This window comes from Streptomyces sp. SCSIO 30461, from assembly GCF_037023745.1.
Classification (GTDB): Bacteria; Actinomycetota; Actinomycetes; order Streptomycetales; family Streptomycetaceae; genus Streptomyces.
Window position 1 is genome coordinate 6,482,683 of record NZ_CP146101.1, and the last position, 24,467, is coordinate 6,507,149.

20 protein-coding genes and 1 pseudogene are annotated in these 24,467 nt (G+C 70.3%); 9 read left to right on the forward strand and 12 right to left on the reverse strand.

Going from position 1 to position 24,467, the window contains the following annotated elements; genetic code table 11:
• Window positions 1–18: 18 nt before the first annotated feature.
• From V1460_RS29180 to leuA, 3 genes are all read right to left on the reverse strand, one after another.
• Window positions 19–2,148, reverse strand: coding sequence for an MMPL family transporter (locus V1460_RS29180; RefSeq protein WP_338676589.1), 2,130 nt, complete (start codon window positions 2,146–2,148; stop codon window positions 19–21).
• 202 nt (window positions 2,149–2,350) lie between these two features.
• Window positions 2,351–3,034 (reverse strand): TerB family tellurite resistance protein, encoded by a 684-nt coding sequence (locus V1460_RS29185; protein ID WP_338678251.1) that lies wholly within the window; start codon window positions 3,032–3,034, stop codon window positions 2,351–2,353.
• Between the two features lie 214 nt (window positions 3,035–3,248).
• Window positions 3,249–5,027 (reverse strand): 2-isopropylmalate synthase, encoded by a 1,779-nt coding sequence (gene leuA, locus V1460_RS29190; RefSeq protein WP_338676590.1) that lies wholly within the window; start codon window positions 5,025–5,027, stop codon window positions 3,249–3,251.
• A gap of 326 nt (window positions 5,028–5,353) precedes the next feature.
• Between leuA and V1460_RS29195 the strand changes: the two genes are divergently transcribed.
• Together V1460_RS29195 and V1460_RS29200 are read left to right on the forward strand one after the other, a co-directional pair.
• The gene (locus V1460_RS29195; protein WP_338676591.1) at window positions 5,354–6,436 is read left to right on the forward strand and encodes a M4 family metallopeptidase; all 1,083 of its coding nucleotides are present in this window, start codon (window positions 5,354–5,356) and stop codon (window positions 6,434–6,436) included.
• Window positions 6,437–6,441: 5 nt separating this feature from the next.
• A complete protein-coding gene (locus V1460_RS29200) occupies window positions 6,442–6,717 on the forward strand; it encodes a protealysin inhibitor emfourin (RefSeq protein ID WP_338676592.1) in 276 nt (91 codons plus the stop codon).
• Window positions 6,718–6,732: 15 nt separating this feature from the next.
• Here V1460_RS29200 and era read toward each other — a convergent pair whose 3' ends face one another.
• The 3 genes from era to V1460_RS29215 form a co-directional block, all read right to left on the reverse strand.
• Window positions 6,733–7,710, reverse strand: a complete 978-nt coding sequence (gene era, locus V1460_RS29205) for a GTPase Era (protein ID WP_407077549.1) — start codon at window positions 7,708–7,710, stop codon at window positions 6,733–6,735.
• Between the two features lie 53 nt (window positions 7,711–7,763).
• Window positions 7,764–8,738 (reverse strand): WxL protein peptidoglycan domain-containing protein, encoded by a 975-nt coding sequence (locus tag V1460_RS29210; protein WP_407077550.1) that lies wholly within the window; start codon window positions 8,736–8,738, stop codon window positions 7,764–7,766.
• A 70-nt stretch (window positions 8,739–8,808) separates the two neighbouring features.
• Window positions 8,809–10,149, reverse strand: coding sequence for a beta-xylosidase (locus V1460_RS29215; RefSeq protein WP_338676595.1), 1,341 nt, complete (start codon window positions 10,147–10,149; stop codon window positions 8,809–8,811).
• A gap of 223 nt (window positions 10,150–10,372) precedes the next feature.
• Between V1460_RS29215 and V1460_RS29220 the strand changes: the two genes are divergently transcribed.
• Window positions 10,373–10,732 (forward strand): cytidine deaminase, encoded by a 360-nt coding sequence (locus V1460_RS29220; RefSeq protein WP_338676596.1) that lies wholly within the window; start codon window positions 10,373–10,375, stop codon window positions 10,730–10,732.
• A 134-nt stretch (window positions 10,733–10,866) separates the two neighbouring features.
• Here V1460_RS29220 and V1460_RS29225 read toward each other — a convergent pair.
• The 6 genes and pseudogenes from V1460_RS29225 to V1460_RS29250 form a co-directional block, all read right to left on the reverse strand.
• Window positions 10,867–11,307 (reverse strand): annotated as a pseudogene (locus V1460_RS29225) (hypothetical protein); the annotation flags it as partial.
• Window positions 11,308–11,401: 94 nt separating this feature from the next.
• Window positions 11,402–11,755, reverse strand: a complete 354-nt coding sequence (locus tag V1460_RS29230; protein WP_338678252.1) for an MmcQ/YjbR family DNA-binding protein — start codon at window positions 11,753–11,755, stop codon at window positions 11,402–11,404.
• An 8-nt stretch (window positions 11,756–11,763) separates the two neighbouring features.
• Window positions 11,764–13,065, reverse strand: coding sequence for a hemolysin family protein (locus V1460_RS29235; protein ID WP_338676597.1), 1,302 nt, complete (start codon window positions 13,063–13,065; stop codon window positions 11,764–11,766).
• Between the two features lie 106 nt (window positions 13,066–13,171).
• A complete protein-coding gene (ybeY, locus tag V1460_RS29240) occupies window positions 13,172–13,669 on the reverse strand; it encodes an rRNA maturation RNase YbeY (protein ID WP_338676598.1) in 498 nt (165 codons plus the stop codon).
• 13 nt (window positions 13,670–13,682) lie between these two features.
• Window positions 13,683–14,786, reverse strand: a complete 1,104-nt coding sequence (locus tag V1460_RS29245) for a PhoH family protein (RefSeq protein ID WP_407077551.1) — start codon at window positions 14,784–14,786, stop codon at window positions 13,683–13,685.
• Window positions 14,787–14,966: 180 nt separating this feature from the next.
• Window positions 14,967–16,139 carry a PfkB family carbohydrate kinase gene (locus tag V1460_RS29250; protein WP_338678254.1) on the reverse strand — a complete coding sequence of 391 codons (1,173 nt, stop codon included), beginning with the start codon at window positions 16,137–16,139 and terminating at the stop codon, window positions 14,967–14,969.
• 343 nt (window positions 16,140–16,482) lie between these two features.
• Here V1460_RS29250 and V1460_RS29255 point away from each other — a divergent pair, with 343 nt between their 5' ends.
• The 6 genes from V1460_RS29255 to V1460_RS29280 all read left to right on the forward strand — a co-directional run bounded on the left by V1460_RS29255 (window position 16,483) and on the right by V1460_RS29280 (window position 24,440).
• Window positions 16,483–17,985 carry an MFS transporter gene (locus V1460_RS29255; protein ID WP_338676599.1) on the forward strand — a complete coding sequence of 501 codons (1,503 nt, stop codon included), beginning with the start codon at window positions 16,483–16,485 and terminating at the stop codon, window positions 17,983–17,985.
• Between the two features lie 540 nt (window positions 17,986–18,525).
• A complete protein-coding gene (locus tag V1460_RS29260; RefSeq protein ID WP_338676600.1) occupies window positions 18,526–19,350 on the forward strand; it encodes a GTP cyclohydrolase, FolE2/MptA family in 825 nt (274 codons plus the stop codon).
• Window positions 19,351–19,630: 280 nt separating this feature from the next.
• The gene (locus tag V1460_RS29265) at window positions 19,631–21,034 is read left to right on the forward strand and encodes an MFS transporter (RefSeq protein WP_338676601.1); all 1,404 of its coding nucleotides are present in this window, start codon (window positions 19,631–19,633) and stop codon (window positions 21,032–21,034) included.
• A 68-nt stretch (window positions 21,035–21,102) separates the two neighbouring features.
• Window positions 21,103–21,561 (forward strand): dihydroneopterin aldolase, encoded by a 459-nt coding sequence (locus tag V1460_RS29270; protein WP_338676602.1) that lies wholly within the window; start codon window positions 21,103–21,105, stop codon window positions 21,559–21,561.
• Between the two features lie 33 nt (window positions 21,562–21,594).
• Window positions 21,595–22,104, forward strand: a complete 510-nt coding sequence (folK, locus tag V1460_RS29275; protein WP_338676603.1) for a 2-amino-4-hydroxy-6-hydroxymethyldihydropteridine diphosphokinase — start codon at window positions 21,595–21,597, stop codon at window positions 22,102–22,104.
• 326 nt (window positions 22,105–22,430) lie between these two features.
• Complete coding sequence (locus V1460_RS29280; protein WP_338676604.1) at window positions 22,431–24,440, forward strand: hypothetical protein; 2,010 nt, start codon at window positions 22,431–22,433, stop codon at window positions 24,438–24,440.
• The last annotated feature ends 27 nt before the right edge of the window (window positions 24,441–24,467 follow it).

Below are 24,467 nucleotides of genomic sequence, written 5' to 3' on the forward strand. Positions count from 1 at the left end.
CAGCCTCATGGACAACCCTCATTCTCGCGGTGTGCCGCCTCGGCTGAGCGGACCGGGCCACCACACCCGGCGGCCCAGCAGGAGGCTCGCGCTGGTCACCAGATAGGTGCGGACGAGGAACGTGTCCAGCAGCACGCCCGCCGCGACGACCACTCCCATGCCCACCAGAGCGACCAGCGGAAGGGTCGCCAGCACCGCGAAAGTGGCCGCCAGCACGATGCCCGCCGACGCGATGACCCCTCCGGTGGTGCGCAGCGCGGTGAGCGCCGCGTCCCGGGGCCGAGCCCCGGCGATGGCCTCCTCCCGCATCCGGTGCATCAGGAAGATCCCGTAGTCGACGCCGAGTGCGACGAGGAACACGAAGGACAGCAGCGGCAGTCCGGGGTCCATGCCGGCGAAACCGAAGACCGGTCCGAAGAGCAGCCCGCCGATCCCGAGGGACGCGCCCCAGACGGCGACGACCGCGGCGATGAGGATCAGCGGGGCGACCAGGCTGCGCAGCAGCGCGACCAGGACCAGCAGCACGGCGGCGAGCACCAGTGGGACGATGACCGCCGTGTCACGGGCGTTGGTGTCCTCCAGGTCCATCTGCTGGGCGCTCGGCCCGCCGACGTACGCTCCGGCCGGGTCGAGATCCGCCCTCAGTTCCTCGATGGTGGAGCGCTCCCCCGCCGACTCGGGGGCATCCTCGGCGTACACGCTGATCTCGGTCCAGCCGTCCGCCGTACGGCCCCGCTCGACTGCGGCCACTCCGCCGGTCGCCCGGGCGTCGGCTAGTGTCCGGTCCGCGGTGCTCGCCGGTGCCATCACCAGGATGGGTTGGCTGGCGCGTTCGGGGTAGGCGTCGGCGAGAGTGCGCATGGCGGACACGGACTCGGGCCGTTCGGTGAAACCGTCCTCCTGCTTGAGGCTGCCCGGCAGGTCGAGCATGCCGAGCGCAAGCCCCCCGAGCAGCACCGCACCACCGGCGAGCACGGCGACCGGACGGCGGGCGGCGACGCCGCCCATCGCGGCGAACACGCCACGACGCCCGTTGGTGGCCGCCGCCTCACTTCCGTAGCGGGGCACGAGAGGCCAGAAGACCCGGCGGCCGAGCAGTACGAGCAGCGCGGGCAGCAGCGTCATCATGGCCACCAACGCGCACACCACGCCGATGGCGCCCACCGGTCCGAGGCCGCGGGCGCTGTTGAGGTCGGCGGCCAGCAGGCACAGCAGCCCGGCCGCGACCGTGCCCGACGAGGCCAGCACGGCGGGACCGCAGCCGCGCAGCGCCGCCCACATCGCCTCGTACGGCCTTTCCACACGCCGGAGTTCGTCGCGGTAGCGGGCCACGAGCAGCAGTGCGTAGTCGGTACCCGCGCCGAAGACGAGCACCGTCATGATTCCCGCGCTCTGACTGCTCACGGTGAGTCCGAAGCCCTGGACCAGCCCGTAGACGAGCGCTTGGCTGGCGACCGCGGCCACACCGACGACGGCGAGCGGCAGCAGCCACAGGAACGGGCTGCGGTAGGTGAGGATCAGCAGGACGGCGACGACAAGCGCGGTGACCAGCATCAAGGTGCCGTCGACGGACTCGAAGACCTCCTCCATGTCACGTTGCAGCGCGCTCGGGCCGCCGACCTGGACTTCGAGTCCGTCGCCTCCGCCGACCCTCTCGCGTACGGCGTCGACGAAGGCATTGCGCGCGACGTTGTCGTTGCCGGTCTCAGTGGTCGAGACCGGGTACATGAGGGTGGTCCCGTCCGCGGACGGGATGCCGCGTGGCGGGGCCGTGAGCTTGTGCGCTGCCGCGATCCGGGTGGTCTGCGCGGTGGCAGCAGCCCGGTCCCCGGCCGTCAGCCCGCCCTCCCGCCGGTACACGACCACGACCTCGGCGCCTTCGCCGCCCGGCAGTCGCTGCTGGAGCCTGGCGGCATGGGTGGAGTCGGCGCTGTCCGGGAGGTAGTCCACGATGCCGTCACGCTTCACGTCGGCGAGCTTCTGCCCGAAAGGCGTGGCGAGCGCCGTGAGCGCGATCCAGAGCACGAGGACCGCCCAGGGCAGCGCACGGCGGCTCTGGGACCCGCGGCGCGGCGGGTGTTGCGGAGGCTGCTGCCTCCGTGCGCTTCGCACCTCCGGCGGGGTGGCGGGTGGTGTCACGGACCCCATGGGGTCTTCCCCTCTCGACGGGCTGTCGGTGTGCGACCAGCCTCCCGCCCTGAAGGGGTGCGAATCGTCGCGCTCAGGGCCGAGTCGGGGGTACTGCGGGGGGTGGCGCGCTACACGGGGTTACTCCCCGGGGAGTAACCCCGGGCTCCGCACCCGCGTTCGGTTCCCGTCGTCGCACGGGGCACCACCGGTGCGGGCGCCATCAGGGGGACGGTGTCCTCGCCGCGGCCAGGAGGCGCTCCGTGTCGTCCGCGTCCAGCGCGAGTGCGTTGCCCGCGGTCGCCAGTACCTCACGCTCCGCGGGGGTGTAGGGGCCGTCGGCCAGGGCGATCCGCGCCCCCTGGAGGAGGATCGACTCACGGCCCGCAGGCGCCAAGTGCGGAGCGAGCGGCTCCAGCGCCTCGTGGAGTTCGATCGCGAGCGCCGCACCGCAGGGCTCCGTGTCCGTGACAAAACGTCCGGTGTCGGCCGCCAGCGCCTCGATCATCGCGGTGAGCTGCTCCTCCGTGCAGTCGGGGATTCCCGCCGCCCGCACCGCGGCGACCGCGGTCTCCGTGACCGTGCGGGAGCCGGTGCCGCCGGCGGCCAGGACGGCGAGGGCGACCGTGTGGACGGCGTCGCGCAGCATCGCCGAGAAGCGGGCGGTGGTGGGGTGGTCGAGTGCCTCCATGCCGAAGTGCGTCTGGCAGTCGGTGCACTCGACCACGGGACCCGCCGCACCACGCGGGAGGACGGGCACACCGAGCACCGTGAAACGGCGCCGCCCCGTGCGGCGCCGGAAGTTGCGGTCGCCACCGCAGTCTGGGCAGAAGAACTCGCCGTCGCCGACCGTGACCCACGAGGTGCGCACTCCGAAGAGCCGTGGGAAGGCATACAGGAGAACCATGCCGTTGATGCCCGGTCTGAATCGCGGCACGTCGCACCTCCGTCACGTCCCCCGGGCGGAGCCAGGAGCCGCCCCACGGCAACAGCGCCGCGTGGACGTGATGTTAGCCACATCGGTGAGGCGGCGTCAGCACTCTGGCGACAGTTCGCCGTGACATGGCCGAACCCCGCCCACGGTCGTGGACGGGGTTCGCTGGTGCCAGGTGCCGCGGACGTTACCGGGCCGCGCGGTTGACGGCCGAGATGACCGCCTTCAGGGAGGCACGCGTGGTGTTGGCGTCGATGCCGATGCCCCACAGCACCTTCCCGTCGATCGCGCACTCGATGTAGGACGCGGCCTGCGCGGACGCGCCCTCGCTCATCGTGTGCTCCTGGTAGTCCAGGACACGGGCGTCGACTCCGATGGTGTTCAGCGCGTCGACGAACGCGGAGATCGGGCCGTTTCCGGCACCGGACAGCACGGTGTCGACGCCGTCCACGACCGCCTCGACGGTCAGCGTGTCGGTGCCGTCGGTGTCCGATGTGGTCTGGCCGCTGCGCAGCTGGACACGGCCCCAGCGAGCGCCGTCGTCGTCAGGGTGCGGCAGGTACTCGTCCTGGAACACCGACCAGATGTCGCCGGGCGTGACCTCGCCGCCCTCAGCGTCGGTCTTGGCCTGAATGATGCGGGAGAACTCGATCTGCATCCGGCGCGGCAGGTCCAGCTTGTGGTCGTTCTTCAGGACGTAGGCGATACCGCCCTTGCCGGACTGCGAGTTGACGCGGATGACGGCCTCGTAGGAGCGGCCCACGTCCTTCGGGTCGATCGGCAGGTACGGGACGGCCCACTCGATGTCGTCGACGGTGACCCCGGGGCCCTTGGCCGCGGCGTCGGCCTCCATCGCGTCGAAGCCCTTCTTGATGGCGTCCTGGTGGGAGCCGGAGAAGGCGGTGTAGACCAGATCGCCCGCGTAGGGGTGGCGCGGGTGGATCTCCATCTGGTTGCAGTACTCGCTCGTACGACGGATCTCGTCGATCTGCGAGAAGTCGATCTGCGGGTCGACACCCTGCGAGAACAGGTTCATGCCCAGGGTGACCAGGTCCACGTTCCCGGTCCGCTCGCCCTGCCCGAACAGACAGCCCTCGATACGGTCCGCGCCCGCCATGATCGCCAGCTCGGCGGCCGCGACCGCCGTACCGCGGTCGTTGTGCGGGTGCACGGACAGGCAGACGTACTCGCGGCGGGTCAGGCGGCGCGACATCCACTCGAAGCGGTCGGCGTGCGTGGACGGGGTGGAGCGCTCCACGGTCGCCGGCAGGTTCAGGATGATCTCGCGGCCGGGGCCCGGCCGCCAGACGTCGCAGACCGCCTCACAGACCTCCAGAGCGAAGTCCAGCTCGGTGTCGGTGAAGATCTCGGGGCTGTACTGGTAGCCGAAGACCGTCTCGTCGCCCAGCAGTTTCTCGGCGTACTCCGCCACCAGTCGGGTGCCGTCCACGGCGATCTGCTTGATGTCGCCCTTGGAACCCCGGAAGACGACACGGCGGAAGGTGGGGGCGGTCGCGTTGTACAGGTGCACGGTGGCACGCTTGGCGCCGACGATCGACTCGACGGTGCGCTCGATCAGGTCCTCGCGGGCCTGGGTCAGCACGGAGATCGTCACGTCGTCCGGGATCGCGCCCTCTTCGATGATCGAGCGGACGAAGGCGAAGTCGGTCTCACCAGACGACGGGAAGCCGACCTCGATCTCCTTGTAGCCCATACGCACCAGCAGGTCGAACATCTCGCGCTTGCGCGAGGGCGACATGGGATCGATCAGCGCCTGGTTGCCGTCACGCAGGTCGGTGGACAGCCAGCGCGGAGCCTTGGTGATCCGCTGCTCGGGCCAGGTGCGGTCCGGGATGTCCACGGCCTCGTACGGGCGGTACTTGTGGATCGGCATACCGGACGGCTGCTGCGTGTGCGTCGTGTTGGTGATCGGGGTGGGCTTGCCGATCGACTGCGGCTGGGACATTGCGTGGGGCTCCTCGGATCCTGGAGGGCTTGGTGGGTCCCTGTGAGGGGGACGGCCGACTGTCGAAACGCAGCACCAGACTCCGCGGGGAGGGGGTCGGCCTACGACTACAGGCCCTCGCCGCGGCAGCTAAGGAGAAGCAGCCCGAAACGCATGATGCGATCGAGAGTAGCGGAGCTTCCGCGGGAGCGGTGGTCCCGTTTCAGTATGCGGGACGACTGATCAGTCAACTGATCAGTAACGGGAAATTGTGACAGACCACTCTATTTTGCTAATCGTCGTCGCAACTCGTGACAGTTCCATGACCCAGTGCCACATTGCCAGACATGGACACCCACTCCTCCACCCGCGCCGGAATGTCCCGGTCGCCGGTCTTCTGCGGCATCGTGCCGCCGCACATGCTCGACAAGCTGGCCCGCAGCGAGGACGCGGCCATCTCCGCCGCGGCCCGCCGCACCCTGGTCTCCGACGCCGCCCAGCGCACCGGCCGCCGTCTGACGGCGGTCGTCGGCGCCACCGCCTGCCCGGCCGAAGAGCCGGCCGGAAGACCGCGCCGCACCATCCACGACGCGGAGCACGGCACCACGCTGCCCGGCACCAAGGTGCGCGACGAGGGCGAGGATCCGGGGCAGGACGCCACGGTGAACCGCGCGTACGCGGGACTCGGCGCGACCTTCGAGCTGCTGATGGCCGCCTACGGGCGCGACTCGATCGACGGCGCGGGCCTGCCCCTGATCGCGACCGTGCACTACGACGAGAACTACGGCAACGCCTTCTGGAACGGCGAGCAGATGGTGTTCGGCGACGGGGACGGGGAGATCTTCCTCGACTTCACGGTGCCGATCGACGTCATCGGCCACGAACTCGCCCACGGCCTCACCCAGTACACGGCGAATCTCACCTACTTCGGGCAGCCCGGCGCACTCAACGAGTCGGTGTCCGACGTCTTCGGCTCGCTCGTGAAGCAGTATGTGCTCGACCAGACCGCGGAGCAGGCCGACTGGCTGATCGGCGCCGGACTGCTGGCACCGCGGGTGACCGGGGTGGCGCTGCGCTCGATGAAGGAGCCCGGGTCGGCGTACGACGACGACGTGCTCGGCAAGGACCCGCAGCCCGGAACGATGGAGGACTACGTCCGCACCGGCCGGGACAACGGCGGGGTGCACATCAACTCGGGCATCCCCAACCACGCCTTCTATCTGCTCGCCACACAGCTCGGCGGCAAGGCGTGGGAGCGGGCCGGGCAGATCTGGTACGACGTGCTGACGGGCCGGACCCTGGAGGTCGACGCCTCCTTCACCGACTTCGCGCGGGCCACGGTGTCGGCCGCCGCGGCGCGCTACGGCGAGGGTTCGGAGCATGAGGCGGTGCTGAAGGCCTGGCAGCAGGTCGGAGTGACCGCACACTGATACCCATGCGTATCCGCGTACGACGCACAGGTGGTTTCGCCGGGATCGAACGGGTCGCCGAGGTGGACACAGAGGGCCGACCCGACGCCCGGGAGTGGCACGCCCTGGCCGCACAGGCGATGAACGACGGCCGGGGCATGCCGGTGACAGGAGTGCCGGACGGGTTCCGGTACGAGCTGACGGTGGACGACGGGGAGGCGGAGACCGTGCGGTGCGCCGATCCGCGGCTCACCGACGCTCAGCGCAAGCTGATCCAACGGGTGCTGAAGGAGGGCGCGTGAGGCAGCGGCCCGGGGTCAGAACCCGAGCCTGCGCAGCTGCTTCGGGTCGCGCTGCCAGTCCTTGGCGACCTTCACATGCAGGTCCAGGAACACCGGGGTACCGAGCAGGGCCTCGATGTGCTTGCGGGACTTGATGCCGACCTCCTTGAGGCGGCTGCCCTTCGGGCCGATGATGATGCCCTTCTGGCTGGGGCGCTCGATGTAGACGTTGGCATGGATGTCCAGCAGCGGCTTGTCCGCCGGGCGCCCCTCGCGCGGCAGCATCTCCTCGACCACCACCGCGATCGAGTGCGGCAGCTCGTCCCGCACGCCCTCAAGCGCCGCCTCGCGGATCAACTCGGCCACCATGACCTGCTCCGGCTCGTCGGTGAGGTCGCCCTCCGGGTAGAGCGGCGGGCTCTCGGGCAGCAGCGGCACCAGCAGATCGCCGAGCAGCTTCACCTGCTTGTCACCGACGGCCGACACCGGAACGATCTCGGCCCACTCGATGCCGAGCTCCTGACCGAGCCGGTCGATGGCGATCAGCTGCTCGGCGAGGGTCTTGGAGTCGACCAGATCCGTCTTGGTGACGATGGCGACCTTGGGGGTCTTCCTGACCTCGGCCAGTTCCTTGGCGATGAAGCGGTCACCCGGGCCGATCTTCTGGTCGGCGGGCAGGCAGAAGCCGATCACGTCGACCTCGGCCCAGGTGGTGCGCACCACGTCGTTGAGCCGCTCACCGAGCAGGGTGCGCGGCTTGTGCAGTCCGGGGGTGTCGACCAGCACGAGCTGGGCATGGAGGTCGGGGCGGTGGACGATGCCGCGGACGGTGTGCCGGGTGGTCTGCGGCCGGTTGGAGGTGATGGCGACCTTCTGGCCGACCAGAGCGTTCGTGAGAGTGGACTTGCCCGCGTTGGGGCGGCCGACGAAACAGGCGAAGCCCGCGCGATGCGGGGCTCCGGATCCGGAATCAGGTCCATCAGTTCCAGGGGTGTGAACGCTCATGCGGGCCATTCTCCCTGATCCCGGCGGCCCTCACGTACAGCGCGTCATCCGGCGGCGGCTCCTCATCCGTCGACGGGCGCCGTCCGGCGCCCGCGCGCCTGTCGTATCCGCAGCCACACCACCGCTCCCGCACCCGCCACCGCCGGCACACCGGCGACCAGCCAGGGCAGGGCGAGGAACGACACCGATGCCGACTCGCGCACCTCTCGGGCGGTGGCGGTGAGCTCGACCTCGCCCCAGTCCAGCTGGGGGGCGCCCGACCAGCTCTCGGTGAGCCTGATCCGCTGGCGGGGCAACAGCTCACCGGGGATCCTGCTGAGGTCGCGTGCCAGCAGCGTTCGCCCGAAGATCCCCTCGGCGCGCAGGGCGACCTTGGGGTTGAGGGTGACATTCCCCCGGTTGTGCAACGTGTACGAGATGAGGGCACTGCTCTCTCCGGTGCCGGGCACCAGCGGCCGGTCAGGCTCGTAGCTGACGTCCTCGACCGTCAGAGCGGGCATGGTCGGACCGTTGACCCGAAGGTAGACCCGGGCACCCACGGCCCGCTGGACACCGACGGCGACCGAGGCCCCCGACCCCCGCGTGATCCGCTCGTCCAGGGCCACGAGCGCGCCCGGGTGGTCGCCGGGCTCGGCGTTCTCGGGGACGGTGAGGGTGTACGGGACGGCGACCGAGCCGTGCGCGGGGACGGTCACCTTCTCGCGCTCGGGCTTGGCCCAGGCGCCGACGCCTCGCTGCGGCTCCTTCCTGGTGCGCACGGCGAAGCCTCCGTCCCGTTCCGTGTTGTACGCGTCGGCGGCGTACAGCAGGAAGCTCAGAGGGCCGAAGGTCTTGTTGCTGACGGTGACCGTGTCGGTGACGGTCGTACCGGGCTCGGCGGTGAGATAGAAGTACGGGCGTTTGCCGAGCCCGGTCGAGGCGGGCTCGACCGACCACTCGCCGTTGTCGGCGGCGTGGGCGGTCGGCGCAACGCCCTGGAACAGCAGTGTCACGAGGACCAGGAGGAGTGCGGGCAGTGCTGACGGTGCTGCTGGCATTCTTCGCACGGTGCGGATTCCCCGGGGTTCGGGGCGGGCCGACCGGGTGCGCGCCCGGCCCGCCTGGTGATCAGGAGAGGGTGAGCGTGAGCACTCCGGAGTAGTCGCCCGGTGCGGTGAACGCCGGGACGTTCAGCGACAGCTTCGCGCCCGCGGTGAACTCACCGCCGGTGGCAGCGCCGTTGGGTGTGGACGCCAGCGTCGCGCCGGCCAGGCCGACGGCACCTCCGGAACCCGGGACACAGGTGCTCGGGCTGCCGGACTTGGTGGTGCAGGACGGCGTCCAGGAGAGCCGGCCCGCACCGATGGTGCCGGCGGGACCGGTGAAGTCGGTGACCTTGCCGGTCAGGGACCAGCCCGCGGGGCCGCCGCGGAAGTCCTTGACCGTCACCGCGTTCAGATCACCGGTGGCGTTGCCGCCCTGGCCGTAGTCGACCGAGGTGAGCTGGACGCTGTCGCCGGCCTGTGTCATCGACAGGGTTCCGGCCGCCACCGAGGCGCCGATCTTCTGCGAGTTCGCGGGGATCGGTGTGTTGTCGATGACGGTGTACGCGGCCGGGCCCGCGCCCTTGCTGGAGTCCCAGGCGCCGCCCTCGTACGCGACGATGCCCGTGGTGCCGAGCGTGCTCACCGTCAGCTGCCCGGAGAACGACCCGTTGGAGTCGGCGGTGACCGTCGTCTTGTCGGCGGTCTCGGCCGCCCCGGAACGCCCCGCCAGGGTCACGGTCGCGCCCGGCGTGAACTTGCTGCCGGTGACGGTGACCGCGTCGCCCGGATTACCGGACGCGGTGCCGAGCTGGATGGCACGGTCGTTGGGGACGGTCTGCGGGCCGGCGACGATCGTCAGCGACACGGGCGCCGGCGGGTTCGTCACCGTGCAGGGGGTGTCCAGCTCCATGATGTAGCTGGTGTGGATGTTGTAGTCACCGGGCGAGAGGGTGATCGATCCGGCCGCGGTGACCGTGAACGTACCGGTCATCGAGAACGGCGGGAACGGCGCCTTCCCGGCCACCGGCGGATTCGACTTGGGTCCTGTGACGTTGATGCTGCCGGTCTGGGCACCGCCGAGGGTGGCCTTTCCGGTCGGCGTCATGATGTCGGCCGGGAGCGCGATGTCGACCGGGTTCCCCGCGGCCGGGCTGGTCACCTTGTAGGTGACGGTGACCGTGTCGCCGACCTTGGGCGTCGCGTTGTCGACGGTGATCTCGGCGGTCGTGGTGCCGTCGATCGGCGGGATGCCCGCGATCGGCGGCGGTACGCAGTGGGTCGGGAAGGAGACCGCCGCCATCGCGGCCTGGGCCTGCGCCTGCGCGCCGGGCGCGAGGACGGTGGCCCCGGACACGGCGAGGGCGGTCACTCCGAGAGTGGCTGCCCAGCGGCGTCTTCGGGTGGAGGAGCGAAGGGATGCCATGGGCTTCCCCCTTTCACTTCAGCGCACTTCAATCGGTGGCCGCCATTGACCGGTTGCAGCGAAAAGAAGTCAATGGAAGCGAAATGCACCGTCTGATGACCCATCAGATACTGTCAAGATCCCCGTTTCCGCAGCTCACAGCGGAGGCATGGACTCCGCGCCCCAAGGGCTGTCCCGGACGGAGCGCAAGGGCGGGCGATGCGCCGGCGCTTATGCTCGGCGCATGACTGAGAGCACCGCACCCGAGGCACTGGACCCCGAGGACCGCAAGATCGTCACACTGGCGCGCAGCGCCCGCGCCCGCAACGGCGTCCCCGAGGGCGCGGCAGTCCGCGACGAGACCGGTCGCACATATGTCGCGGGCACCGTGGCCCTTGAGTCCCTACGGCTCAGCGCGCTCCGGACCGCGGTGGCGATGGCGGTGGCGAGCGGCGCGAAGTCCCTGGAGGCGGCGGCGGTCGTGGCCGACTCGACCGTGCTCCCCGACGCCGACCTCGCCGCCGTCCGCGAGCTGGGCGGCCCTGGCACCCCGGTGCATCTGGCGGGGCCCGACGGCACGATCCGGGCCACGCTGCCGGCGTAGGTCCTGTCCGGGCGACGCGTACCGCAGCCCGCGCGGTGAGCCGGGGGGACACCACGTGGCCCGCCTGCCCGCCGCGCGGGGCAGGCACCCGGCATGCGGCTCCCCGCGAGGCGCGCTCAGCCCATGAGACGCGGTCAGCCCGTGAGGGGGAACATCGCGCCCCTGCGGCCCTCGGGGACTCCGGCCACTCCAGCCTCGCCGCCGTGTCCCCCTCGGCGAGCGGCGTGTGCAGCACGATCGTCAGATCGGGCCTCGCCGGCACCTTCAGCTGGGTGGTCTCCAGGAACAGCGGGCCCGCCAGCGGGTGCTCCATCTCCTTGCGCACCTGCCCACCGGGGGCGGTCGTGCCGCTCCCACAGCTCGGCGAACTCGTCACTCGCCCCCGCGCCGCCTCCACCGGGGTAGGGCATCCAGGTATCGATCAGCCACCGCATCCCCTCGCAGTTGGCGTGTCGCTCGGCCGGATCGACCTGTGGGGGCGGCGGGTTGGGGCACGCCGGCACATACAGACGCCGGCGCTCCGCACCACTCAGCCGCAGCACCCGGCCCACCGAGTCCAGCACCTGCGGGGAGACGGGCCGTACTGGCGATCGACGCCGCGATCGTGGTGGCGGCAGCCCTGCTGACGGCGGTGGGCCTGCGCGAACGAAGGCGGTGACGACCGCCCGTTCAGGGCCGGTCGAGCCGGAGCCGCTCGGCTTTCGGAAGACCGGCCACGACCAGGTCGTACGAGTCCTCGACGAGCTCCCGGACCATGCGGGCCGGGAGCTCCGACACGGTGACCGTGTTCCAGTGCCGCTTGTTCAGATGCCGGCCGGGCACGATCGCCGGATACTCGGCACGCAGTCGCACCGCGTCGTCCGGGTCGCACTTCAGCGACACCTTGAGCGGGGTGGACCCGAGGTCGCTGAGGGCGAACATCTTCCCGGCCACCTTGAAGACGGAGACGTCAGGCGTGAAGGGGAAGTCCTCCACCGCCGCGTTCTGCTCCAGGCAGAAGGCCCGAAGCCGCTCCGCGGTCATCCGGTCGGTCATGCGCCGTCTCCGGCCACCGGCTCCGCCGGTTCCGACGGCTCCACCAGCACGGTGACGATCCTGTTGCGCCGCCCGGCGGGCGACTCGGCCGTCAGCCGCAGGACGCGCCGGTCCGGAAGCTCCACCAGCGCGGTCGCCCCGGCGATCGGGACCCGCCCGAGGGACTTGGCCAGCAGGCCGCCGACGGTCTCCACGTCCTCGTCGTCGAACTCGTCGAACCCGAACAGCTCGCCGAGGTCACCGATGTCGAGCCGGGCCGTCACCCGGTAACGGGAGTCCCCGAGCTTCTCGACGGGCGGCAGTTCACGGTCGTACTCGTCGGTGATCTCGCCGACGATCTCCTCCAGGATGTCCTCGATGGTGACGATCCCCGCCGTGCCGCCGTACTCGTCGATCACGACGGCCACGTGGTTGCGCTCCTGCTGCATCTCGCGCAGCAGATCACCGGCGTTCTTGGTGTCGGGCACGAAGGCCGCGGGCCGCATCGCCGTGGAGACCAGCTCTGCCTCGGAGTCGCGGTTGATGTGCGTCTTGCGGACCAGGTCCTTGAGATAGACGATCCCGACGATGTCGTCCTCGTTCTCACCGGTCACCGGGATCCGGGAGAAGCCCGAACGCAGTGCCAGGGTCAGTGCCTGGCGGATGGTCTTGTAGCGCTCGATGCAGATCAGGTCGGTGCGCGGGACCATGACCTCGCGCACCAGTGTGTCGCCGAGCTCGAAGACGGAGTGCACCATCCTGCGCTCCTCGGCCTCGATCAGCGACTCCTGCTCGGCGAGGTCCACCATGGCGCGCAGTTCCGCCTCGCTCGCGAACGGGCCCTTGCGGAAGCCCTTGCCGGGAGTGAGGGCGTTACCGATGAGGATCAGCAGCTGCGGGATCGGGCCCATGACGCGAGCCAGCGGCAGCAGCACGTACGCGGCGGCGGTCGCCGTGTTCAGCGGGTGCTGGCGGCCGATGGTCCGTGGCGAGACGCCGACGGCGACATAGGAGACGAGCACCATGACGCCGATGGCAACGGCCAGCGCCTCCCAGGTCTCGGGGAACTCCTGGAGGCAGGCATAGGTGACCAGAGCCCCCGCCGCCATCTCGCAGGCCACCCGCACCAGCAGCGCGACGTTGAGATAGCGGGTGGGGTCGGACGCCACCTGGACCAGCTTGTCGGCACCGCGTCGGCCCGCGCGCCGCGCCTCGGCTGCGCGGAAGGCGGAGACCCTGGCGATGCCCGCCTCGGCGCAGGCGGCGAGCCAGGCGACGACGACGAGAAGGATCGCTCCTGCGATCAGCTGGGCACTCATGAGATGGACCCGTCCGGTCGATGTGCGTGTACGCGGTGAGCGCTGACGTGGTGGACACGGCGAACGGCGCCGCTCGTGCGAGCGGCGCCGCCGTTGTGGCTCGGTCTCATGAGACGGTCGGTGCCGGGGAGGGGCCCGTCAGGCCCTTCTCCGCACGCCAGCCGTCGACGATCGCCGCCTGCAGGCCGAACATCTCGGCGCGCTCGTCCGGCTCCTCGTGGTCGTAGCCGAGGAGATGCAGCACTCCGTGGACGGTGAGGAGCTGGAGCTCCTCGTCCATGGAGTGCTGCGTCGGAGCTTCCTCGCCCTGCTTCAGGGCGACCTCCGGGCAGAGCACGATGTCGCCGAGCAGCCCCTGCGGGGGCTCGTCGGAGTCCTTCGCCGGCGGACGCAGCTCGTCCATCGGGAACGACATGACATCCGTCGGCCCCGGCAGGTCCATCCACTGGATGTGGAGCTGCTCCATGGCCTCGGCGTCCACGACGATCACCGAGAGTTCGGAGAGCGGGTGGATACGCATCCGTGCCAAGGCGTAGCGGGCGATGTCGAGGATCGCCGCTTCGTCGACCTCTGTGCCGGACTCGTTGTTGACGTCGATCGACATGGTGCTGATCGGTTCACTTCCCGTGGGAGCCGCTGGTGCCGTGAGCGGCGCTCTTGCCATGCGGGGCGTGCTGGGCCCCGTCACGGCTGTCGTACCGCTCGTACGCGTCGACGATACGGCCGACGAGCTTGTGCCGGACGACATCCTGCGACGTCAGCATGGAGAAGTGCACATCGGGGACCCCGTCCAGGATCTCCCGGACCTGGCGCAGACCGCTCTTGGTCCCGCCGGGCAGGTCGACCTGGGTGATGTCACCGGTGATGACGATCTTCGAATCGAAGCCCAGACGGGTCAGGAACATCTTCATCTGCTCGGGGCTCGTGTTCTGGGCCTCGTCCAGGATGATGAAGGCGTCATTGAGCGTCCGGCCGCGCATATAAGCCAGGGGCGCGACCTCGATCGTGCCCGCGGCCATCAGGCGCGGGATGGAGTCGGGGTCGATCATGTCGTGCAGCGCGTCGTACAGCGGGCGCAGATACGGGTCGATCTTCTCGTAGAGCGTGCCGGGCAGGAAGCCGAGCCGCTCCCCCGCCTCCACCGCGGGCCGGGTCAGGATGATCCGGTTGACCTGCTTGGATTGGAGCGCCTGGACCGCCTTGGCCATGGCCAGATAGGTCTTGCCGGTGCCCGCAGGACCGATACCGAAGACGACGGTGTGCTTGTCGATGGCGTCGACATAGCGCTTCTGGTTGAGGGTCTTGGGGCGGATGGTGCGCCCGCGGCTGGAAAGGATGTTCTGTGTGAGCACCTCGGCCGGGGTCTCATCCGGTCCATCACCGTTCTCGCTCGCCCTGAGCATGGCGATCGAGCGTTCCACCGCGTCCTCCGTCATCGGCTGCCCGGTGCGGAGCACCAGCATCATCTCGTCGAACAGGCGCTGGATCAGAGCGACTTCACGCTCGTCACCCACCGCACTGACTTCGTTCCCCCGGACATGGATGTCGGCCCCCGGGAAGGCCCTCTCGATCACGCGCAGCAGGGCGTCACCCGAACCGAGAACCGTCACCATCGGATGCTTCGCAGGGACGGTGAACTGGGCTCGTGCCTGCCCCGCAGGATTCCCCTCGGGGCGCTCGGGCCGCCGGGGGGTGCTCTGGGTTGTGGGTGTCTGAGTCATGGGCCGGCTCTGTGGCCTGCGCATACCTCCCGGTGCAGGGTTCTCGCTGCTCGACAACCTCTCGGATACAAGCGTACGACCCCGCGCTGACACTGCCGAAGCGTTTTTCACCCGGGCCCCACGGGGAACGCGCGGACCTCGGACCCTTTCGTACGGATCAAGCCGAGAGCAGCGGGAACCTCACGGCGAACGGCGGAAGCCGATCGTGGGCACCGCCCGCGCCCGTGGCCAGGGGCGGGAGGCTCGGGGCAGCAGCCGGTCGAGCTGCCTGCCGAGGAAGGCGTAGCGAGTCAGCGCCTCCGGGGCCTGCCCCACCCAGCCCTGTACACGTTGCCACCAGGCGGCGAGCTCGGACCAGCCGGGTGCGGACAGTGACCCGCCGAACTCCTGGACCGACAGCGCGGCGGTCAATCCGGCGAAGGCCAGCCGGTCGGCGAGCGGCCAGCCGGCCAGGGTGCCGGTGACGAACCCGGCCACGAAGACATCGCCCGCGCCCGTCGGGTCCAGCGCCTCGACCTCGATCGCCGGGACCTCCGCGGTCTCCCCCGAGCCCCCGTCGACGGCCACGGCACCGTCGGCACCGAGGGTGACCACGGCGACCGGCACCTTGTCGGCGAGCGCGCGGGCCGCGGCACGCGGGCAGTCGGTGCGGGTGTAGCGCATCGCCTCCTCGGCGTTGGGCAGGAACGCCTCGCACCGGTCGAGACCTGGGAGTGCCGACAGCTCCCAGCGGCCGGTCTCGTCCCAGCCGACGTCGGCGAAGATCCGGGCGCCACGGGCGGCGGCATCGGCGATCCAGCCCTCCGGGCGGCCCGGCACAAGGGAGGCGACGGCGGCTCGCGCCCGTGGTGGCACCGAGTGGGCGGGCGGAAACCCCTGGCCAGGGGGCACGCCATCCGCCCCGTCCGCACCGTCATCGCCGCTGCCGCTGCCGTCGCCGTCGCCGTCGCCGCACGACGGTGCCTCGTGGCCGTGCGAGATCATCGTCCGCTCACCCTCGTATGCCATGGAGACGGTGACCGGGGAGTGCCAGCCGGGGATGGTGCGTGACATCGACAGGTCGATGCCCTCACCCTGTTCGAGCGCGTCCCAGCAGTAGTCGCCGTAGTGGTCGTCGCCGAAGGCCGCCGCGAGCGAGGTACGCAGCCCGAGACGGGCGAGTGCGGTGGCCATGTTGGCGACGCCGCCGGGACTCGACCCCATGCCCCGGGCCCAGGACTCGGTGCCCCGGACGGGGGCACTGTCCAGGCCGGTGAAGATGATGTCCAGGAAGACCGTGCCGGTCAGGAACACATCGCAGCCGGGATCGTCGTCCGCGCGCAGGTGTCGCAGCGGGTCGACCTGCTCCTCCAACGGGAGCGCGGCGGTGGCGTGTTGCAGATGCTGCAGGTCTCCGTCGGGCGTGATCACGGCGCCTCCCGGTGGTGCGGTGCACGGCGGTACGGCCGAGTGCGGGGGATCTGCGGGATTCTGCCCAGTGTGCCCGATCAAGGCCCCAGACGGGGCGACCGGAGCGCTCGTCTACCCCAGAGATTCCCGCACAAACCAAATGTGTCCCGCTTCACACCATCGCACCTTCTCCGAGCCCCGGCGCACTTGATACAAATTGCCCCGCTGCCCCACGTTCCTGTGCAACACCGGGCGCCTCCCCCTTCTTTGACCCCTTGCTTCGCCCTGCCCTGTTCCGGGAACGCCCATGTCTTCGCGCCCGCGCGCCGCGTGGCCCCTGGTCGCCGTGTTCAACGCCGGCTACCTCGCCTCGTACCTCCTTCCGACCGTCGTCGGACGCCTGTCCTCCGGCCTCGGCCTCAGTCCTGCCGAGGCCGGTCTCGTGGGATCGACGCTGCTGCTCCATTCGGCCGTCGCCGGATTCGTGCTGGCGTCCCGCGTCGACCGCCACGGGCAGCGGCGGCCGGCCCGGCTGGGGCTGCTGCTGGCCTTCGGCGGCTTCGGCGCCGCCGCTCTCACCTCGTATGTCCCGCTGGTGATCGCGGGTGCTGCCATCGGCGGCCTCGGCTCGGGAACGGCGACTGCGGTGGCCGCAGCGGGCATCGCCGCACAGCGCGATCCGCACCGTGTCTCCTCACTCGGGCTGCTGTCCGTTTCGGCGACCGCGGGGGCTCTCTATCTCACGATTCCGCGGCTCGGCGGCGGCCATGCGCTGCCGTTCGCCGCGCTGGCCCTGGTGGCGGTGCTGGTGTGGCCGGCGACCGGACGGCTGCCGGGGGCCGGGACCGCGGCGGCGCCGGAGGACGCCACCACGGTCCCCTTCAGCTCGCGGACCCTGCTGCCGCGCCGCCGCTCCGGCCTGGTGCTCGCCGGCGCGATGCTCTTCTGGTCCATGGCCCAGAACGCCCTGTGGGGCGTCAGCGGCAGGATCGGCACCACCCAGGCCGGGCTGAGCGAGGTCACCGCGGGCGCCGTCTTCGCGGTGGCCCTGGGCGCGGGCCTGGTGGGCGTCATCGGCGCCGGTGCGGTCGGCTCCCGGCTAGGCCGGGCGATACCGATCGGCGCCGGCACGGCGCTGATCGGCGGCTGCGTCGTGGTGAGTTCGTCGGCCAAGGGCCTGCTGGGCTTCGCCACCGGCGAGGTGCTGTGGAATTTCTTCTACCCGGTGGTCCTCTCCTATCTGCTCGGCCTCGCCGCCTCGCTCGACCCGCGCGGCCGGTGGGCGGTCCTGGTGGGCGCCGCGTCGTCGCTGGGCGTGGCCTGCGGCCCGATGACCGGCAGCCTGCTGTCGGAACGGGCCGGATACCCGGTGATGGGCCTGGTGCTGTGCGCGGTGCTGCTACTGGTGGCGGTCCCGATGTCGGCCGTGGCCCTGCACACCTCCGGCCGCCCCCTGCCGCTCAGGGCCAGGTTCACGCCGTCCGCCGTCGGCGAGGCCGTCTCCACCAGGACGCTTCCCGCGGGCGCCGACGTTCCCTCGTGCTCGGCCGCCCGTGCCTCGCGACCCGCGCGCGTTCGCCTCTTCGGCGCCCGCGCCCCCTTTCGGCTCTCCGGCCCACGTGCCCGGGGAAGCCGGAACAGCGCCCCCGCCGCACGACCGCTCATCCGCCGCCGCGCCGGCGCCCCAGCGGGCACCCATCTCCTTGCGATCGGCGCGCACGACCAGCCGGTCACCGAGATCCCGGCACCGGTGGAGGCCAGGCGCCGCCTGCTCGTCCGGGACAGGTCGTCCAAGGTCCTCGCCTCCTGATCCGTCGAGGCTCGGGGAGCGCTGGAACGGAGCCCGGGACCTGGAGGGGAGGTCCCGGGCTCACATGTGAGGCCAGGTCGACTGGCCGCGCGTAGCTGTGGAAGATGTCGCGGACGACGGGGTGGTCGAACCGGAAAGCCTCATCGTCACGGTCGCCGCCGGAATCCCCTGCACAGAGGTGAGTGCGGCGCCAGTCTCCCCACGTGTCGTGCTTCCACGACTGCACCGGAGCGTTGAAGTCACCATTAGAGGCGGCCGTATACGTCCAAAGCCCGACCGCAGAGCCGTCGTAGTCGTGGCAGGCCGCGATGTCGTCACGGTCACCTCTGTCATCAGGTGTCACTTCCTGTTCGAAGATCCACCGTTGACGACCGTAGGGACCCTCCGACCAGGGGACAGCGGTTTCCCCTGGTCGGCACTTCGATCGGTTGTCGAAAGAGACGGGCGGGCCGAGCGACGGTGGTGGTGTGAGCACGCGAGAGCAACCGGGCACTCACAGGGCGGCGCCCCTCTCGACAGAGTGACGAAAGGAATACGCGGATGCTTTTCCACACCGAGGGAACAGGCCTCCCGCACACTGCGGGGGAGGCTCCCGCACTGCACGACGTCCAGAACGAGCGAGACGGACGTGGAATCGAGATCGACCGGGTGGGCATCAGCAATGTGAAGTACCCGGTGTTGTTCGACGACGGCGACGTGCGCCAGCACGGAATCGCCGAGGCCGCGGTCACCGTACGGCTCCCCCACGATCAGCGGGGCACACACATGAGCCGCATGGTTGCCCTCGTACGCGACGTACTGAGTCACTTCGACCCGAGGGCGGTCGGCTCCGCCCTGAAGGAAGGTGCGGATTCGCTCGACGCTCCGGCGCTCTACATGGACGTGGCAATGGACGTGGCAACCGAGGTCCGTGCACCCGCCAGCGGCATCACCTCACAGGCCGTGCACCGAGTGACGTTCGCAATGCAATGGCACGACGGCAGGATCTGCATGGACACCTCGGTCATGTGCGTCGTCACCAGTCTGTGCCCCTGCTCGAAAACCATCTCTGACTACGGTGCCCACAACCAGCGCAGCGAGGTCACGCTGACTGTGACGGGAGAGGGCGATGCTGCGTATGCGCTCCCGATCCGTGCTCTGGTCGACCTGGCCACGTCCTGCGCTTCCGCCCCGGTCGTCCCGTTGGTCAAGCGCCCGGACGAGCGGGTACTGACGATGCAGGCCTACGACAACCCGGCCTTCGTCGAGGACATGGTGCGTGATGTCTCCACAGCCTGTCGCCTCCGTGGCCTTTCCCACCGCGTATCGGTGAGGAACCTGGAGAGCATCCACAGCCACGACGCCGTCGCGGTCTTGTCCGGCTGAAGAAGCACCACGCCAGTGCCGCGTCAGCCAAGGTTTGCCCCGTCGCGACGCCCGGCACGACACCTCGCGGCGTTGCCGAATCGACCGAGTAGATCCACTACGAGGCCGATCCGGCGCCTTGCGATGCGCCGCACCGAGCGCCGTTCCTTGACGGGCAAACCTTGACTGACGCGGCACTAGGGAGAGGGTCCACATGTGGCGCCAGCCTGCTTCCAGCAACCGCACGTGCGTGGGAGAGCCGACTGCGGAAGTCGGCAGTGCACGGGCCTGGCATGGCGCGGTGCAGTCACGCAGCCAGCTTGCGGCGCTGGCCTCGGTGCAGTTCCTTCTGATGCTCAGCGCGTCGGTGATCAACGTCACCTCGCCCGCCATCGGTGAGGATCTGCGACTGTCGCCCGTACAACTGTCCTGGGTCGTCAGCGCATATGTACTGGCGATCGCGGCGCTGCTGCTGCCGGCCGGTCGCGCGACGGACCTCGTAGGACGCCGCCGGCTGATGCTGGTGGGGCTCTGCGTGTTCGCCGCCGCGTCCGTGCTCGCCGCTCTGTCGGACAGCGTGGGGCCCCTCATCGGCGCACGGGCGCTGCAAGGCGTCGGGGTTGCTCTGGTGGAACCGGCACTGCTCTCCCTGTTCCTGCTGCTGGCTCCCCCTGGCGAGCGGGGCAAGCCGCTTGGGCTTTGGGGTGCCGCAGCCGCAGCCGGAGGCGGAGCCGGGACGCTCCTGGGCGGGCTGCTCACCGGGAGCACGGGCTGGCAGAGTGTCTTCTTCACGGCGGCCGCCTTGGCCGTACTCCTTGCCGTGGCCTGCGCTCGCATGCTCCCCGCCGACGTCCGGACCGCTCCAGGCCTGTCTCGGCAGGATATGAGGGCTGCCATCGCGCTTTCGGCCGGCCTGGTCGCGGTCGCCTTCGGCTCCGCTGAGGCGGGGCGTACGGGCTGGACCAGGCCGGCCGCACTGGCGTCCGTGGGAGCTGGTCTGGTACTCCTGGCACTGCTTGCCGCGGCTGAACGACGCAGGCGCTATCCGCTGGTGCCGGTACGGGCCATCGCAAAGGCTTCCGTGGGCCTCTCCCAGCTGGCCGTCGCCGTGATGGGGATGACGGGCACGGCGACGTTCTTCTTCCTGGCCCAGTACCAGCAGCGGGTCCTCGGCGACACCCCCCAGACCGCCGCCTTGTGGCAGCTCCCGCTGACGGTCGCGGCCGCGTTGGGATCGGTGCTGGCTGCGCGGCTAGCCCGTCTGGTAGGCCCCAAAATGGCTGCGGTCCTGGGGCAGACGGCACTGGGGGCGGGTCTACTGTGGCTGGGTCGGCTCACGGGAGAAGGGACGTTCGCGCAAGAGGCTCTGGTGCCGTCCCTGCTGGTCGGTTGTGGGATGGGCTTGGCGGTCGTCCACCTGACACAGGCCGCGACGGCGTGGGCCACGCCCCAGGAAGCCGGTTTGGTGAGCGGCCTCACGAGTACCGCCAGAGCCTTCGGCGGGGTCATCGGCCTCGCGCCACTGAGCAGCCTGGCGGCCTACACGACGGTGAGTACGAGCCACGACGTCTCCCAGACGCAGGCGCTCCAGGCAGGATACTCGACGGCCTTCACGACGCTGGGGCTGATCATGGCGGCGAGCACGCTCCTCCTGATCGCTCGGATCCCGCGTCCCTGGTCGTATGCACGGGCAGTCGGCGCATGAGCCGCCAAGCACAGGACGGCATACAACACACCACCTTGAGACCTACCACTTCCGAGAAGGGAAGAACGATGTGTGAGTGGCCCGAAGGCATGGACACCATCGAGATCGACGATCTGCTGCTGCGCTGTGTCATAGGCGTACGGGCAGAGGAGCGGCGCGACCGGTCGGACGTCGTCATCGGCCTGAGGATCGCCGCCGACACACGTCCTGCTGCGACCAGTGACGCGATCGAGCACGCGTGGAACTACCGGACAGCGGTGAAGGCCGTGATCGCCCTCGTGGAGAAGTCGAGTTTCCACACCGTCGAGGCTCTAGCGGATGCCATAGCCCGCTGCCTGGTGGCACACGGAACCCCCCACGTTCAGGTCACGGTTCACAAGCCAGGGGCCCTTCGCTTCGCCCGCACGGTGGGGGTTCGCATCGAACGGCGAGCAGCCGACTACCCGCGGGCGGCGGCCGGGCAACAGGCCGAGCCCGCGCTCCAGCCGCTTGCCCCCGCACCCCGCGACCACGCCGTGCCAGCCTGAGAGATCGACAGTATCGGCACCACAGGAGACCCCATGTCACACGACGGCATCTACCTCGGCATCGGCTCCAACCTGTCCCCGGAGTCCAATATCAGCTGGGCTCTGGCGTGGCTCGGCAAGCACGGTCTAGTCCAGGCGACCTCCCCGGTGTACCGCACCCGGCCGGTGGGCATCGCCGGCGCTCCGGACTTCCTCAATCTCGCCCTGCGTGTGGACTACGCGGGCGGAGACCTGGCCCGGCTGAAGTCCCTGCTGGAGTCGCTCGAGCGCCGGTGCGGGCGAACCCGGCCGGAGCCCTGCTACGACGGTTGGCAGTCGCGGAGCTTGGACCTCGACATTCTCCTCGACGGAGACCGAGTCGCCACCTACGGCGCGAAGCCCTGGCATGTGCCGCATCCGGACGTCCTCCGCTTCGCGCACGTGGCCGTCCCACTCGCCGACATCGCTGGCGAACTGATTCACCCACAGTGCGGGGTCTCCCTCGCCGACATCGCCGCCGCGATGCCCCACGACGGCATTACTGACCTCGGCTCATCAAGGTGATGCTGGCTCGTCGAGGGTCAGGCCGGTACCGGCTACGAAGCCGTCGAGGGTGTCGGGGCGGTACTGCAGGCGCTTGCGCCGGTTGCTGACGAGGGCTTCGAGTCGGTCGAGGGCGACGACGGACCGGCTTCTTCGGACGTCAGGACGGCCCCGACGCCGTCTGGCCCCGTCCGGTCGCCTGAACGGGTAGCGATGACGTCGTGTGCTGTGACGCCTGCCTCGGACGGGTACCCCTCCTCCTACACCGTGAGCGGTGTCGCCAGGTCACTGCGAACCGACCGCAGAGAGCCCGGCAGCCGCATGTACTCGCCCCGGAAGGCAATGCCGTGCGTCTTCGTAGAGCCGCTCTGCTCACCGTCGCTCTGGCCGGCCTCGCAGCCGGGGCCGCCGTCCCATCGGAGACAACCGGCGGTTCACCGGCCTGGCACGGGGTGCTGAAGCAGCAGGGGGTGGTGCGCAGCGGAGACCGGCCCATCGCCGCCGAGGTGACGCTGCTCCAGGCCGGGGACCGCCCCGGGGCCGGCGCCCGCCCGCTGGCCCGCACCCGCAGCGACGCCCATGGCCGCTTCACCCTGTCATACCGTGCCCCGGACAGTCCGGACGCCGTGCTGTACCTGACCGCGGACTCGGGCCCCACCGGTCACCCGCGCAGCCGGACCGGGCACCGTGTGCGGCCGGTCCGACTGGTCGCGGTGATCGGCACCGGGCATCGCCACGGCAAGGTCGTACTCAACGAGCGCACCACGGTCGCGGCGGGGTTCGCGATGGCGCAGTTCACCCGGGGTGGTGAGATGGCGGGCCGCCGTCCCGGGCTTCAGAACGCGGCGGCCGTCTCGCACAACCTCGCGGACATCAGCGACGGGGCGGCGGCCGAGGTGCTCGCCACCGCCCCGAACGGTGACCAGACCTCCAGCCTGCGTGCCTTCAACACGCTGGCCGACATTCTGTCCGGCTGCACCGCGGGACAGACCTGCGAGAGCCTCTTCGCCCTGGCCACGCGCCCTGGGGCACCAGCGCCTAGGGAGACCTTCCAGGCAGTCGCGGACATCGCCCGGCTCCCCGGCAACCACCCCGCCGAGCTGTTCGCCCTGGGAGAGGGCCGGGACACATACCGGCCCCGGCTGGCCGAGGCGCCCGACGCCTGGACCATCGCACTGCGCTACGTGGGTAACGGTCACGAGCTGGACGGTCCGGGGTCCGTCGCGCTCGACGCGGAAGGCACGGCCTGGATCGGCAACAACTACAGGTTCAACGCGGATCCCCTGCAGTCCGTCTGCGGCTCCCGCATCCTGTCCCGGCTCACTCCGACGGGCCAGGACGTCCCCGGTGCCCCGTACCGGGGCGGCGGGCTGTACGGGGTGGGTTTCGGCACCGCCATCGACCCCAAGGGTCGGGTATGGGCAGCCAACTTCGGCTTCCAGGGCACTGGTTGCCCTATCGACGCCAGCCTCCTCTACCGCAGCGTCTCGCAGTTCACAGCCATGGGCCGGCCCATCTCGCCGCCCCAGGGCTGGCGCTTCGGCGACATCGTCCAGCCTCAGGGGACCGTGTCGGACCGGGAGGGGAACATCTGGATCGCCAACTGCGGTGGCAGAAGCGTGACCAGGATTCCGCGCGGGGACGCCGTCCGGGCCCGGAACATCGCGCCGGGCGGTGAAAGTCTCGTCAAGCCCTTCGGTGTCACGGTCGACACCCGGGGGCGTGCCTGGGTGACCGGGAACGGGAGCGACAACGTGACACTGCTCTCTCCGTGGGGCGAGCCGCTGCGCTCGATCACCGGCGGCGGCATCAAGCGGCCCATGGGCATCGCCTCCGACACGCTGGGCAACGTGTGGGTGGCCAACGGCGGAGCGTTGGTCGCTCCCTGCGAGGGCACCACCCCCGCCATGGTCGCCGAGGCGGTCGAGGACATCGTCACGCGCCACGTCGACGCCTCGGTCACCCTGATCCGTCCCGACGGGTCCACACCCGCCGAACCGTTCGTCAACGACGGCCTGTTCCTGCCCTGGGGGATCGCCGTCGACGGCGACGACACGGTCTGGGTGGCGAACTTCGGCGGTCATCGCCTGGCCAACCTGTGCGGCGCCCGCGTGTCCGCCTGCCCGCCCGGTCTCCGTACGGGCGATCCGATCTCGCCGGCAGACACCGGCTACACCAGCGACGGGCTGGAGCGGAACACCGCCGTCCAGATCGACCCCTCCGGAAACGTCTGGCTGGTCAACAACTGGCGCACCATCCCATTGCAGACCAATCCCGGTGGCTACGAGATCGTGGTCTTCGTCGGGCTCGCCGCCCCGGTCCGCACTCCGCTGCTCGGACCACCGCGGCATCTCTGACCGTGCACACCCGGCGGCGGCCCGCCG

Coding starts and splice junctions, on each gene's coding strand:
- V1460_RS29230 (WP_338678252.1), bottom strand. CDS start 11,755: ATGACCGCGGAGCGGCTTCGGGCCTTCTGCCTGGAGCAGAACGCGGCG.
- V1460_RS29200 (WP_338676592.1), top strand. CDS start 6,442: ATGCGTATCCGCGTACGACGCACAGGTGGTTTCGCCGGGATCGAACGG.
- V1460_RS29270 (WP_338676602.1), top strand. CDS start 21,103: ATGTGTGAGTGGCCCGAAGGCATGGACACCATCGAGATCGACGATCTG.
- V1460_RS29210 (WP_407077550.1), bottom strand. CDS start 8,738: ATGCCAGCAGCACCGTCAGCACTGCCCGCACTCCTCCTGGTCCTCGTG.
- era (WP_407077549.1), bottom strand. CDS start 7,710: ATGGCCCGCATGAGCGTTCACACCCCTGGAACTGATGGACCTGATTCC.
- V1460_RS29185 (WP_338678251.1), bottom strand. CDS start 3,034: ATGGTTCTCCTGTATGCCTTCCCACGGCTCTTCGGAGTGCGCACCTCG.
- V1460_RS29220 (WP_338676596.1), top strand. CDS start 10,373: ATGACTGAGAGCACCGCACCCGAGGCACTGGACCCCGAGGACCGCAAG.
- V1460_RS29260 (WP_338676600.1), top strand. CDS start 18,526: ATGCTTTTCCACACCGAGGGAACAGGCCTCCCGCACACTGCGGGGGAG.
- folK (WP_338676603.1), top strand. CDS start 21,595: ATGTCACACGACGGCATCTACCTCGGCATCGGCTCCAACCTGTCCCCG.
- V1460_RS29215 (WP_338676595.1), bottom strand. CDS start 10,149: ATGGCATCCCTTCGCTCCTCCACCCGAAGACGCCGCTGGGCAGCCACT.
- V1460_RS29235 (WP_338676597.1), bottom strand. CDS start 13,065: ATGAGTGCCCAGCTGATCGCAGGAGCGATCCTTCTCGTCGTCGTCGCC.
- V1460_RS29180 (WP_338676589.1), bottom strand. CDS start 2,148: ATGGGGTCCGTGACACCACCCGCCACCCCGCCGGAGGTGCGAAGCGCA.
- V1460_RS29245 (WP_407077551.1), bottom strand. CDS start 14,786: ATGACTCAGACACCCACAACCCAGAGCACCCCCCGGCGGCCCGAGCGC.
- leuA (WP_338676590.1), bottom strand. CDS start 5,027: ATGTCCCAGCCGCAGTCGATCGGCAAGCCCACCCCGATCACCAACACG.
- V1460_RS29255 (WP_338676599.1), top strand. CDS start 16,483: ATGTCTTCGCGCCCGCGCGCCGCGTGGCCCCTGGTCGCCGTGTTCAAC.
- V1460_RS29195 (WP_338676591.1), top strand. CDS start 5,354: ATGGACACCCACTCCTCCACCCGCGCCGGAATGTCCCGGTCGCCGGTC.
- ybeY (WP_338676598.1), bottom strand. CDS start 13,669: ATGTCGATCGACGTCAACAACGAGTCCGGCACAGAGGTCGACGAAGCG.